The sequence below is a fragment of the Holdemania filiformis DSM 12042 genome, from assembly GCF_000157995.1.
In the GTDB taxonomy this organism is placed as follows: Bacteria; Bacillota_I; Bacilli_A; order Erysipelotrichales; family Erysipelotrichaceae; genus Holdemania; species Holdemania filiformis.
This window is the reverse complement of record NZ_GG657556.1, coordinates 252,394-264,520: the sequence shown is the minus strand read 5'-3', so window position 1 is coordinate 264,520 and position 12,127 is coordinate 252,394. Positions and strand designations below refer to the sequence as shown.

General features: G+C 49.1%; 11 protein-coding genes, 1 tRNA gene and 1 CRISPR repeat array. Of the genes, 1 reads left to right on the top strand and 11 read right to left on the bottom strand.

Annotation, left to right across the window (positions count from 1 at the left end; translation table 11 throughout):
- Positions 1–17: 17 nt before the first annotated feature.
- Positions 18–650: a CRISPR direct-repeat array (repeat unit 32 nt; unit sequence ATTTCAATCCACGCAAGCGTGTAGCTTGCGAC).
- 156 nt (positions 651–806) lie between these two features.
- From HOLDEFILI_RS07095 to rimO, 6 genes are all read right to left on the bottom strand, one after another.
- A complete protein-coding gene (locus HOLDEFILI_RS07095) occupies positions 807–2,522 on the bottom strand; it encodes a DUF2075 domain-containing protein (protein ID WP_006058870.1) in 1,716 nt (571 codons plus the stop codon).
- A 13-nt stretch (positions 2,523–2,535) separates the two neighbouring features.
- The gene (locus HOLDEFILI_RS07090; RefSeq protein WP_006058869.1) at positions 2,536–2,850 is read right to left on the bottom strand and encodes a nucleotide pyrophosphohydrolase; all 315 of its coding nucleotides are present in this window, start codon (positions 2,848–2,850) and stop codon (positions 2,536–2,538) included.
- 120 nt (positions 2,851–2,970) lie between these two features.
- Entirely contained in the window at positions 2,971–4,209 is a 1,239-nt protein-coding gene (locus tag HOLDEFILI_RS07085; RefSeq protein ID WP_006058867.1) for an aminopeptidase, read from the bottom strand.
- Between the two features lie 23 nt (positions 4,210–4,232).
- A complete protein-coding gene (locus HOLDEFILI_RS07080; protein WP_006058866.1) occupies positions 4,233–5,132 on the bottom strand; it encodes an ROK family protein in 900 nt (299 codons plus the stop codon).
- Between the two features lie 304 nt (positions 5,133–5,436).
- Positions 5,437–6,810, bottom strand: a complete 1,374-nt coding sequence (locus HOLDEFILI_RS07075) for an alpha/beta hydrolase (RefSeq protein WP_006058864.1) — start codon at positions 6,808–6,810, stop codon at positions 5,437–5,439.
- Between the two features lie 384 nt (positions 6,811–7,194).
- On the bottom strand, positions 7,195–8,517 hold the full coding sequence (gene rimO, locus HOLDEFILI_RS07070; RefSeq protein WP_039864266.1) for a 30S ribosomal protein S12 methylthiotransferase RimO: 1,323 nt from the start codon (positions 8,515–8,517) through the stop codon (positions 7,195–7,197).
- A gap of 230 nt (positions 8,518–8,747) precedes the next feature.
- Between rimO and HOLDEFILI_RS07065 the strand changes: the two genes are divergently transcribed.
- Entirely contained in the window at positions 8,748–9,092 is a 345-nt protein-coding gene (locus HOLDEFILI_RS07065) for a nucleoside triphosphate pyrophosphohydrolase (protein WP_039864264.1), read from the top strand.
- A gap of 86 nt (positions 9,093–9,178) precedes the next feature.
- Here HOLDEFILI_RS07065 and HOLDEFILI_RS07060 read toward each other — a convergent pair.
- From HOLDEFILI_RS07060 to HOLDEFILI_RS07040, 5 genes are all read right to left on the bottom strand, one after another.
- A tRNA-Pro gene (locus HOLDEFILI_RS07060) sits at positions 9,179–9,255 on the bottom strand.
- Between the two features lie 112 nt (positions 9,256–9,367).
- Positions 9,368–10,180, bottom strand: coding sequence for a PHP domain-containing protein (locus HOLDEFILI_RS07055; protein ID WP_006058859.1), 813 nt, complete (start codon positions 10,178–10,180; stop codon positions 9,368–9,370).
- Positions 10,181–10,351: 171 nt separating this feature from the next.
- A complete protein-coding gene (gene aroQ, locus HOLDEFILI_RS07050; protein WP_006058857.1) occupies positions 10,352–10,795 on the bottom strand; it encodes a type II 3-dehydroquinate dehydratase in 444 nt (147 codons plus the stop codon).
- Between the two features lie 10 nt (positions 10,796–10,805).
- Positions 10,806–11,654 (bottom strand): prephenate dehydrogenase, encoded by an 849-nt coding sequence (locus HOLDEFILI_RS07045; RefSeq protein ID WP_006058856.1) that lies wholly within the window; start codon positions 11,652–11,654, stop codon positions 10,806–10,808.
- A 1-nt stretch (position 11,655) separates the two neighbouring features.
- Positions 11,656–12,127 (bottom strand): 3-phosphoshikimate 1-carboxyvinyltransferase (locus HOLDEFILI_RS07040; RefSeq protein WP_425268567.1); only part of this gene is annotated, 472 nt, incomplete at its 5' end.

The window sequence follows — 12,127 nt, the reverse complement described above, 5'->3', positions numbered from 1 at the left end:
CCCGAAGGACTAGAAGTATTTCAATCCACGCAAGCGTGTAGCTTGCGACGGATTTGATCCACAAGACTTTTTTACGATCATCAAATTTCAATCCACGCAAGCGTGTAGCTTGCGACTAGGCCATCCGGTAGGTGTCCTCCTGCTTGCTGATATTTCAATCCACGCAAGCGTGTAGCTTGCGACCCGAAGGGTGGTGCGCATAATGCCTAGTTTTAGCCGATTTCAATCCACGCAAGCGTGTAGCTTGCGACGCGTCTGAGCGACACGGATCTCACCGATGTTGTATTCATTTCAATCCACGCAAGCGTGTAGCTTGCGACCCTTGGAATTGACGCTCAGATCAAGGATTTTGAAATTTCAATCCACGCAAGCGTGTAGCTTGCGACGAACCTGCGCGATATCTATGACCAGATCGCAAGTATTTCAATCCACGCAAGCGTGTAGCTTGCGACTCATCGTCAAAGGCGTATGCAAACAATAATATTTATTTCAATCCACGCAAGCGTGTAGCTTGCGACGATTTTCTAATTCTGGATAAACGCGTTGACCAAGATTTCAATCCACGCAAGCGTGTAGCTTGCGACCCCTCAATTAACATAATCAATCCCCCCTGCGGCCATTTCAATCCACGCAAGCGTGTAGCTTGCGACTGCAGAAAAGTAACATTATGCTAATTGGATGTATCTTTAAAAAGAATCTATCATCAGATTAGTAAAAATCCTGCCCTTTTACCATACTATTTTACTATAATCTAAACAATTTTACAAAGTCCCCGGTGCGAACCTCCCAGGGATTTCATGTTCACTTCAGGTTCGCACCGCAACCGCAGAAGCTATCCAAGTTTTAAAATAATTTCTCAATGCAGGATCACAGACGTAAACATAAGTTCCCCTAATGGCTCTCGTTAGTAAAACCTTATAGATATTAAGAATATATTTCTTCAAAATTTCTTCATCATGAATCGCGGCTTTACCAAAGCGATCAAAATATTGATCCGCATGAACTACAATTTGCTGCGCTTGCTCATCATACCCCAGCTCCGGACCAATGATCACTCCCGCATAGTTAAGATCATAACCCTGAACCGTATGAATACACCCAACTTCATTAATTGCGTTCGCAGAATTAACCCAGTCTTCATTGACTGAATTCCAAATAAATCGCTCATCTTCAATCTCAATATCATAAAGCTGCTGATCACGAATCTGATCCAACGAATGATTCTGTGTTTTCCATTTCCAGGCATATCCTGCCACCAGGCGGCACAAACCCACTTCTTTCTCCTTTTGCTTTAGCACTGCCGTTAAATCCCGGATGTGATCGTACAAAAGAAATTCATAATTTTTAAATTCCTTTTTCTTTGGATTTCCATATTCATATAATATATTCTCGATATAGGCAATATAATCTTGTCCGGCCGCGACACGCATTTGTGACGTTAAGAAATATTCTTCCGTATTTTGTTTCTGAACCAGATTCTGAAACACGGACTGATCGATATCCGTTGGTTTTATCGACTGTGTGTCATCGTAGAATAAAATCTGATAATCGCTGCAGCGCTGAATCCAGTCCAGTTCATTTCCGTCAGTTAACCCCAAACTCGCATTAATCCGGTCAAAAACTTTGTGGTGTCCAGGCATGATATTTTTCTTCTGACGAAGCCGGTGCGCCTCATCCACAATCAGCACATCATAATGCGATTTAATCACGTCTGAAGGTCCAATTACCATGGAAGACCGAAGACCTTGGACTTGCCTGAAAACTTTTTTCAATGTTTTCCGCAGCGAAGTCATTGGAATGACCAGACCAATTTTTAAGCTTCTGACATTTTTTAAATAATACAAGCTTTGAAATGAAAACTCATCTTCTGCTTCTTCTATCTCCTCCTCCATTTCGTTATGTTCAGCCATGATGTCTGATATCAATTTCATCAAATAAACTGCCAGCACAGTTTTTCCGGTCCCCGCACCGCCATGCACTAAAAACACAGCTTCTTCGCTTTTGCGCAGATGCTGAAGCAAGGAATCAAACAAGCTTTCAGCAGTTTTATATTGATCATCTGTTAATGATTTATAGGGAGAAAACTTAAAAAGATCGCTGTTCTCAATCTGTATCTGATTGTGCTGCGCAATCCCCTGCTTGATCAGCAGCCGCCATATTTCTTCAAATTTTTCTTTATACCTGTCTTTTTGATAATAATTATAATCCCGGATACCGGCATTTCCATTTTGAAGTCTGAACTGGCCATCAGCCGACAGATATTTAATTAATGAAGCCTCGATATCCGTTGTTGCGGATTTATTAAACTGTTTGTCCATGATCACTCTGAGCTGATCCAGCCGGCGGCGGTCGGCGTTGCGGATATGCTGCTGCAGCCGATGGGCAATATTGATCGTTTCCCCAACATAGGCTTCATTTTTACCTGACAGAATATAAACTGAAGGATATTGAATTGCCTGAGTGATGCCTTTAGCCGCAGTCAGGGCCTGCTCGTTAAATGGAATTGTTTTGATTCTGACCATTCAGGTTTCCTCCTTACAGCTGATCGTATTTGGTGCTTTTTCCCTTAGCCTTTTCTACCGGATACTTTTTTCGATTCTGTTCAAGCTTCTGCAGGATGATCGTTTCGGCGTCCACCCCGAGTTTATCGCTCATCAACAAGCAATAATTCATGACATCCGCCAGTTCTTCGCAGACCTTCTGATGATCATAATCCGGTCCCCATTGAAAACATTCCAACAGTTCGCCAGCCTCGATTGCGATCGACTTGGCCAGATTCTCCGGACTGTGAAATTGATCCCAGTCACGTTCCTCATTAAATTTAATAATTTCTGTCAATGCCTTTTTCATACATCCACCTCAATGTTTCCAGTATATCACGGATATTATCCCCTTGAATATCCCAGATCTGTCTTTTCTCGTGAAAAAGGACGCCGCCAGGCAACGTCCTTTCTCCTATTCAACACGTCTTTATTCAATACAAAACTGGCCGTCATGAAAGAAAACAACTTCGGAACCATCCGCGTGCACCCCGGTGATCTGCATGTCGTCGCTGCCGAACATGAAATCGACATGAACCATTGAGAAATTGCAGCCCTTCGCCTTCATTTCCTCTTCGCTCATCGACTGCGAGCCTTCCATATTCATCGGGTAAGCCCGGCCCAAAGCCAGATGGCAGCTGGCGTTTTCGTCAAACAAGGTATTGTAGAACAAAATCCCGGACTGCGAGATTGGCGTATCGACGTCGATCAGCGCGACTTCTCCGAGATAGGCGCTGCCTTCGTCAAACTGGATCAGACTGGCCAAAGCATCTTCTTCTTCCTCGGCATGCCAGCGCACCGCTTTGCCCTCCTCAAATTCGATCCAGAAATTCTGAATCAACTTTCCCTGATAGCTGAGCGGCTTTGTCGCCTGAACTTTGCCGCGCACCCCGGTTCTTTTCGGCATTGTGAAATTTTCCTCAGTCGGCATATTGGGATTAAAGACCACGCCGCTTTGCGATTTTTCACAGCCGCCTTCCCAGAGATGACCCTCGGCCAGCTCCACAATAAGATCTGTGCCTTTCTGATTCTTAAAATGCAGCGCCGCAAACCGCTGGCGGTTCAGCCAGTCGTTGCGCTCAGACAACTGCCGGTTATGTTTTTCCCACAACGGGATCGGATCTTGTTGATCCTGAATCCGGACAGAAGCCAGGATCGCATCCCACAGCTTTTCCACCGCGGTATCCGGCTGTTCCTGCGGAAAGACTTTCAGCGCCCATTCCGGATTTGGAATTGCGACGATCGACCACTGACCGAGATTGGCCATCGTGTAGTTCTGGAATTTTTCCAATGCTTTGCGGCGCGCGGTGACGACCTGCTGGACCTTCTTTTGATCGACATCCTTCATGATGCCCGGGATGCTCGAGTCAATATGCAGTATGCAGTATCCGCGGTCGATAAATTCCTGTTCCCGCGCCATCAGCCAGTCTGGAACCCGCTGCAGCACCGGCGTTTCCGCGTACTGATAGTCCAGCTTGGTGATCTGATCATCGAGCCACTGCACGATGACCTCACCCGCTCCGGCACGATAGCCTTCTTCGACGCACATTCTGACAAACGGCGCTGAATCGACCTGCGCCTTAATTACCAGCAGCTGCCCTTTCTGAACATTGACGCCCAGCCGAACTGCCAGTTCGGCATATTGCCGCAGGCATTTTTCTGAAACCAAGGTTATTCCTTCTTTCTATGATGTTAGTTTCCGTGGGAGATCGGCAGCATCGCCGCACCGATGATTCCTGGTTCTTCCAGCTTTGCCACTTCAAACAGGGTATCGCGCATCGGCACATGGACCAGATTTTTGAAATTAGCGACAACTTTATCCAGGAATACATCCTTGGACTGCATCATACCGCCGCCGATCACAAACATCCAAGGATCGGCAATATGGGCAATGACCGAGAACATTACGGCCAGATCGTAGGCCATATCGTCAACGACAGCCTGGGCCTGCGAATTGCCCTGCTTCGCCAAATCAAATACATCGCCGGCATGGCGGATCTGATCGCCGAACAGCGCTTTGCCCTTGCGGGTAATCGCAACGCCGCTGGCTTCGTTCTCCACCGCGCCGATGTTCAAATGATTGATTTTCTCACGATTGCGGTCAATGATAATATTCGCAATTTCCCCGGCATGACCATGCTTGCCGCTGACAACCTTACCGTCGACGACTAATGCGCCGCCGATGCCGGTAGAAATCGTGACGTAATAGACGACCGGCAGGCCTTTTCCAGCGCCGACCAGCGCTTCCGCCAGACCGGCGACATTAGCGTCGTTATCGACGTAGGCCGGCATGTTGAAATTTTGCGTCAGCTCCGCGGCAATCGGATAAAGCTCAAACCCCGGCAGATTCGTTGCCATCAACATTTTTCCGTTGATCGTATCGACCGGTCCCGGCACGCCCACGCCGATCCCCTCGCATTCAGTATACCCCGGAATCTCCCGGATCATTTCCATCATGTTGTCCATAACTCTGCGCGGTCCTTCCTGCGCCAGCGACGGCCGTTTTACTTCAGCTAAAACAATCCCGTCGCGCGTCACTTTGGCAACGCGAACGTTCGTTCCCCCTAAATCAATTCCTAAATATGTTTTCATACTCTAGGTCCTCCTTATGTTTAATTATATCGAAAGCTGCAAGGGGTTACAACCAAAGACCGCCCGGAAACCATGGAATTTCACGCTGGGTTTCAAAAGGACTTCGATCACGAAATAGATGAACGATCTTTCTCAGCGGTCAACTGGCTTTAACCAAAACAAAAAGCGGAGTTTACCGGATTCAGAAAGCCGCGGTCATCCCGGGCAGTCTGATCAGTGAATCTCCGCTTCATTTTACATAGCTTCCAGTTTTCCAAACTTTCAAACATCCTGAATCTGCTTTCCATTCAGATGTCTTAGAATCTTATTTCTGAGCGTGGATGAAGGCGGCAATATCATCCGTCACCCGCGGATCGACAACCGCTTTCTGCATGTAATAGGTGTTTGGATTGGCGTCGAAGTCGCCCGGCATCATCAGATGCGACAGCCCGGAATAGCTGTGGAATGTCCAGTTAGCCTTTTCGCCATAAGCCGCTTTCCACGTTTCAAATTCCTGCAGCGGCACCTGATAATCTTCCTCACCCTGCAGCACTAACACCGGTTTGGTAATCGTTTCCGCGGTTTTGACCGGATCATAGGACAACAGATCTTTCCAATAGGCCGGATAGGCGCCGACTACCGCTTCATCTTCCGATAAAGAGTCCAGCTGCTGCAGCTTGTCCAGCTCGGCGATCATCGCTTCCATCGACGCTTTTTCCTGATCTGTATTCATGAACTGCGCCAAATGCTCATACTGCATCTTCATTAAGGAAGCCAGATCCGTTACCGGTGCGGCCATCATGATATAGCCCGCTGCCTCCGGAGTTTCCGCCGCGATCCGCGGCATGCATAAGCCGCCTAAGCTGTGGCCCAGAACATAAATCGCTGACGAATCAATTTCCGGCTGTTTGGCAATCAGACCGACGATATCCACAGCGTCCTGAATCGTTTCCTGTTCCACTGTAAACTGTGTGTCCCCGGCGCATTCAGCGCCATAAACAAAGGTCCGTTTGTCATAGCGGACGGTCGCGATGCCCTGCTCGGCCAGCCGATAGGCGATATCCTGGAACACGGTGTTGCCATACAGGGTTTCGTTGCGGTCATTCGGTCCTGAGCCATGCACCAGAATAATAACAGGCGCTGGCTGATCGCCTTGGGGCAGCGTTAAGGTGGCAGGCAAATCCTTGCCATCCCGCATTGTCAGCGTCAGCTCCTGCTCCGCAGCCCCTTCCGGCAGCGTCAGCGCCGCGACGTTGCTCGGTTCAACATATTCGGAGAAATTTACGCCTGCGATCTGATCCTGATCGTCAAACACGACGTTCACACACAGGTTCTGATTTTCAAACAACACCGGAACCTGAACGATGATATAGCCGCCTTGCTGGATTTCATTGGCGGTCTGTATTTCTTTTAATGCCCCCAGCTGCTTCAGCGAAGGTTCCAGCGAAGCCTGCAGCTGCGAGGATGCCTTCTGCATCTGTTCGTCGTAGGCAAATCCCTGCAGCAGCTTGTCAAAATCCCCGGCCCCCAGTGTTTCCACATACGCTTTGGCGATCTCCTCCCGGCTGCCCGTCACCTTATCCTGAACGTCTGTTCCCGGTTGATTGCTTTCGGCGGGAGCGGGCGTTTTCTGACAGCCGCTCAAGACAACTGACAACAGTAAAAGTCCGATAAATCCTTTTTTGATTGATTTGTTCATTTCTGTTTTCCTTTCTGATTTTCATATTTAGATGTTGATCTAAATGTATTATAGGAGTGTCTTCCATCTTTGTCAATTCTTATTTTTCTTCTTTTAATCGCAGCGAAGGCTGTCACGATATCTCTTTCCTCCGCTTGTCTCCGCCTGACTTTGGCTTATTTTCCACTCAAACTCAAATGGAATTCAATCCGACTGAGAATGAATACTCAATTGCTTAAAAGCTCAAGACAATCGCCATTGACTTTCTCATTTTTTAGGATTTCTAAAAAAGCCCCGACTGACAAAACGTCAGCCGGAGCTTCCATGATCCCCATTCATTCATGACAGGAAGAATCAAATCTCCCCCAGCAGCGATAAATGGATTATTAGATCGTAAAATTTCAACTAAGCCGCAATTTCCTCAGCGTCTAAAACATCAATTCCAATTAAATCGTGATGCTTCGCCTTAGTAACCTTCACCCAGGCAAAGGTGCCCGGCTGATAGTGATGCGAGCTTTTAAATTTGATCAGCCCGTCGATGCCGTCTGGCGCGCTGTGAATGCCGCGGCCATGGTAATAGCCGGTTAATCCGTCCTGATTTTCGACGAGCACTTCCAGTGTCTTGCCGATCAACGCTTCGCCGTTTTCTTGTGCAATCTGATTTTGCACCGTCATTAAGCGTTCCAGCCGTTCATCCATAATTTCCTGGGAAATCTGTCCATCCATGGTATAGGCCGGCGTATCTTCTTCATTGGAGAAGGTGAAGGCGCCAAGCCGGTCCCAGCGCACTTCCTTGATGAAGTCGATCAACATCTGGAAGTCTTCTTCCGTCTCCTGCGGGAAACCGACGATCATCGTCGTCCGCAGCACCGGCATATCGTAATTTTCGCGAATCAGCTTGACCGTCCGCAGGATACTTTCCACGCTGCCGCGGCGGTTCATCAGCTTCAGCATTTTATCGCTGCCATGCTGAACTGGAATATCGAAATATGGAATAACCTTTTTCAAATCCTTGATTCCTGTGACAAATTCATCGTCAATCTCATCCGGATACAGGTAAAGAACACGAATCCAGTGTAATCCGTCAATCGCATTCAGCTCTGTCAGCAGATCCCAGATCCGCCGGCGGCCATAGAGATCAGTTCCATAACGGGAGGTATCCTGCGCGATGACGACGAGTTCCTTTACCCCTTCCGAAGCCAGCTGCTTCGCTTCAGCAACCAGATCCTCAATCGGAAAAGAAACATAACCGCCGCGGATTCCCGGAATTGCGCAATAGGAACAGCGGTTGTCGCAGCCCTCGGCGATTTTCAGATAGGCTGTCCACGGCTTGGTCGAAACCAACCGGGTGTTTTTTCCATAGCCATCCAGCACCTTTTCACCTAAGACCCGGGTCAGAATCTGTCCCATCTTCGGATAATCACTGATCGTCAAAAAACAATCGACCTCCGGCATTTCCGCTTCCAGATCGGCTTTGTAACGCTGAGCCAGACAGCCGGCAACAATCAGTTTCCGGCAATTCTCATTCTTATATTCTGCCATTTCCAGGATCGTATTGATCGCTTCCTCCTTGGCTGGCTCAATAAATCCGCAGGTATTGACGATAATCGCTTCCGCTTCGTGAACGTCGCTGACAATTTCATGACCGGACTGCCGCAGCAGGCCCATCATTCGCTCGCTGTCGACTAAGTTCTTGCAGCAGCCTAAAGATACTACTCCTATTTTCATATTAATTCCTTTCTTTTCGTATATTTTTACTTGATAGAGATCGCTGACATTATAACACAAAAGCCTGGAATTGCCATTTCCAGATTGTACCCGTAACTGTGATCTCCAGCGGAATATCCGTTAAAGCCCTTACCTTCTTTTTCAGTTGAACCCTTCCTTTCCAATCCGAATGGAAATTGTCCATGCTTCGTAATTCTGATATAATCAAGTTTAGAATGGAGCGTGATTCCATGCGTAAAATTTATAATAAGCTTGTCCGCGACCGCATTCCGGCGATCATTCAATCCGAATGCCGCGATTGCCAGACGCGGCGTTTAACGTCAGTGGAATATCAGACCGAACTCAAAGCCAAGCTGGTCGAGGAAGCCCGGGAAGTTCAGGAAGCCTCCGATCGAGAAGCGCTCATTGAAGAATTGGCCGACTTGAGCGAAGTATTGGACGCGATGATGGATTTCTTTGAAATTGATGCGACCGAAATTCAAGCCGTTAAAGACGCGAAGGCGCAGATCCGCGGTCGTTTTAAAGACCGGATTTTCTTAGAGTTTACCGAGGATAAAGATGAACCTTCAGCATGAAAATGAACGTTTCTTTCGCAGGTTAAATCCGTCATCCCCATCCGCGGAGATAAACAAAAACGGCTTTTCAGCCGTTGTTTTTAAAATGGTCGGGATGACAGGATTTGAACCTGCGACCCCTTCGTCCCGAACGAAGTGCACTACCAAGCTGTGCTACATCCCGATACCTTTTATATTATATGCTAATTTCAAATTTTTGCAAGACTTTTTTCTAGGTTCTGGTAAAAAGTTCGTTTTCTGTCGTTTTTAGCCTGCGTTCAACGACAACCATCGACTCATATCCAATCTTTTAAAACCAGCTGAGCGATAGGAGTTTTCAGCTGGCCGATCTGCGTTGTTTCAAAGCTGCCATGGCAATCTGCGCCGGCAGTCATCATCAGATCGCGCTCACGGCAATAATTCACGCAAATCTGAGTTGTACCGGCGTCATGCGATGGATACCAGCATTCGATTCCGTCCAGTCCCTCCGCCATGACCGCGGGCAAGACTTCCGACAACTTCGCCGCTGGAATCACTTTGCCGGGATGGGCCAGAATCGCTTTTCCTTTCGCAGCCTGAATCTGCCGGACAACCTCCCTGACTGGCGGAAAGCCAACGCAACAATAATCATGATGATAGCGGGCATACATCAAAAAGCCCTGCTTAAAATCGGCGACGAGATCTTTCGCCGCAAAGTAATGCAGCGCCTTCCAGCCGCCTAAGCGCCGGTCATAGGAAAACTGACGATATTCATCAAGACTGACCGGCTCCCCGGCATGTTCCATTTTTTCGATCAACAACTCGTTCACCCGTTCCAGCCGCAGCCGGTTCGCTTCCACAAACTCCTGAAACTGCCCATTCTCTAAATCGACACCGTAGCCCAGAATGTGAAAATTGATTCCGAAGTCCTGGGCGTCCAGCTCAACCCCGGACAGACAACGAATTCCGGTTCCCCGCGTCTTTTGAAGGCACTCCCGGCTTCCCGCCAACTGATTATGATCCGTGACGGCAATCAGGCTGACATGCCGGACCCGGGCTTGTTCGACGATTTCATCCACGGTCATCGTTCTGTCGGAATACCACGAATGAATATGCAGATCAGCGTACATCGTTATCCCTCTCCTTCCGCAGTTCATCCGCTGAAAACCGCGGTTCTGCCTGGCGTCCTTCTCTGCCTGCTGGCTGACGTCCTGATTCTTTCATTATCAACGAAGCCGGACAGGCCGGCCAGTCTGAAATAAAAAAACAGCCCGAGTCCTTCCCGGAGCTGTATTTCACTCTTATCTTTTCGCGAGGTGCTGAATCAGCGCATCCATCGCCATCACATAGCCATAATCCCCGAATCCGCACAGCTGGCCGAGGCAAGCCGGCGCTGTTTTCGATTCATGCCGGAAGCTTTCGCGTGCATGGACGTTGGAAAAATGAACCTCGACGGCCGGAATCGGCGCAATGCTTTTGATTGCGTCATGCAGCGCGTAACTGGTATGCGTATAGGCTCCCGGATTGATGATCAGCCCGTCCATGTGCTCGAAATAGCACCGCTGGATCGCATCGATCATCTCACCCTCGATGTTGCTTTGAAAAATCTCAACCTCAATCCCGCGCTGCTTAGCTTCCGCGGCGATCATCGCCGTGATTTCGGTATAATTGCGCGCGCCGTAGACGCCTTGTTCACGAATTCCGGTCATGTTGATATTCGGGCCGTTGACCACTAAAAATTTCATTTTCTACCCCTCACTTGTCAAAGCATTTCCGCCGCTGCGTCGACTGGCGGAACAGCCGTTTCATTTCCTCGGTATCCTCATTTTCCAGCACACTGCGGAAATGGGCCAGCTCCGCGGCGAACTCGTCAATTTCACGAACGAGATTCGCCTTGTTCATTAAAAATAATTCCGTCCATAACGATTCGTTAATCTTCGCGATCCGCGTCAGATCGCGGAAGGAATCGCCAGTATAGTCCACCAGATGCGTGTTGTCGCTGGTATTCATCAGCGTCACCGCGATCACATGCGTCAGCTGGCTGAGAAACCCGACCATTTTATCATGTTCAGCCGGACTGAGCGTGGCAATGTGCCGGAAGTTCAGCGTTTCCGCCAGTGCTTTCACCCACGCGATCCCCTCCGGCGTATTGGCGGACGTCGGCGTGATGATAAAATTCGCCGGCTCAAAGATCGAACAGTCGGCATACTGCACGCCGCTGACCTCCCGGCCCGCCATCGGATGACTGGCGATGAACTCCACATCTGACCGCAATTTCCCCTGCACCTGCGTTACGATTTGTTCCTTGACGCCGGTCACATCGGTGATCCGGGTTCCCGGGGCAAAGCTGTCCTGGTATTGATCGATCCACTCCAAAAGCGCCTGCGGATACAAGCCGAACACAACGCTGTCCGCCTGGCGGACCAGCGCTTCATCAAAACCGACAGCGCCTTCGTCAATCCAGCCTTGCTTTAAAGCGTAGGCGATGCTTTCCGGATTGATGTCCAGCGCGCTGACATGGAAGCCTTTGCGCTTCAATCCCTGGGCATAGCTTCCGCCCAGCAAACCCAGACCGACGATCAGAAAATGCGATTCCTCCTGCATGTTATTTCTCCTTTACTTCGATTCCCAGCGAGCGCAGATCCCGGAAAAACCCCGGATACGACTTGGCGATCGCTTCCGCGCCTTCAATGGTCACCGGAGCGTCGGCCATCGTCGCGCCGATCGCCAGCGCCATCACGATCCGATGATCTTTATGACCGTCCAAGGTGACGCCGCCCTTCCAGGCTGTCGGTCCCTGAATCCAGACTTCACCCTCACTTGAATGAATCGGCACCCCGACCTTGCGCAGCTCGGTTTCCATCGCTTCTATTCTATCACTTTCTTTATACCGCAGGCGAGCGGCATTGATCATTTTTGTTTCTCCCTGCGCGAAGCTGGCCAACACCATCAGAATCGGTCCGAGATCCGGACAGTTCTGCATATCCAGTTCGCATCCGGACAGGGAAGATGGATAAACGATCACTTCTTTATCCGTAACCTCTGTCTTTCCGCCCATCTTACGGACAAAGTCCAGG

What these genes read in the sequence shown, in the direction of transcription:
- HOLDEFILI_RS07065 (WP_039864264.1), top strand. Translation starts at nt 8,748, where the DNA reads ATGCGTAAAATTTATAATAAGCTTGTCCGCGACCGCATTCCGGCGATC.
- HOLDEFILI_RS07080 (WP_006058866.1), bottom strand. Translation starts at nt 5,132, where the DNA reads ATGAAAACATATTTAGGAATTGATTTAGGGGGAACGAACGTTCGCGTT.
- HOLDEFILI_RS07045 (WP_006058856.1), bottom strand. Translation starts at nt 11,654, where the DNA reads ATGCAGGAGGAATCGCATTTTCTGATCGTCGGTCTGGGTTTGCTGGGC.
- HOLDEFILI_RS07090 (WP_006058869.1), bottom strand. Translation starts at nt 2,850, where the DNA reads ATGAAAAAGGCATTGACAGAAATTATTAAATTTAATGAGGAACGTGAC.
- HOLDEFILI_RS07055 (WP_006058859.1), bottom strand. Translation starts at nt 10,180, where the DNA reads ATGTACGCTGATCTGCATATTCATTCGTGGTATTCCGACAGAACGATG.
- HOLDEFILI_RS07095 (WP_006058870.1), bottom strand. Translation starts at nt 2,522, where the DNA reads ATGGTCAGAATCAAAACAATTCCATTTAACGAGCAGGCCCTGACTGCG.
- rimO (WP_039864266.1), bottom strand. Translation starts at nt 8,517, where the DNA reads ATGAAAATAGGAGTAGTATCTTTAGGCTGCTGCAAGAACTTAGTCGAC.
- aroQ (WP_006058857.1), bottom strand. Translation starts at nt 10,795, where the DNA reads ATGAAATTTTTAGTGGTCAACGGCCCGAATATCAACATGACCGGAATT.
- HOLDEFILI_RS07075 (WP_006058864.1), bottom strand. Translation starts at nt 6,810, where the DNA reads ATGAACAAATCAATCAAAAAAGGATTTATCGGACTTTTACTGTTGTCA.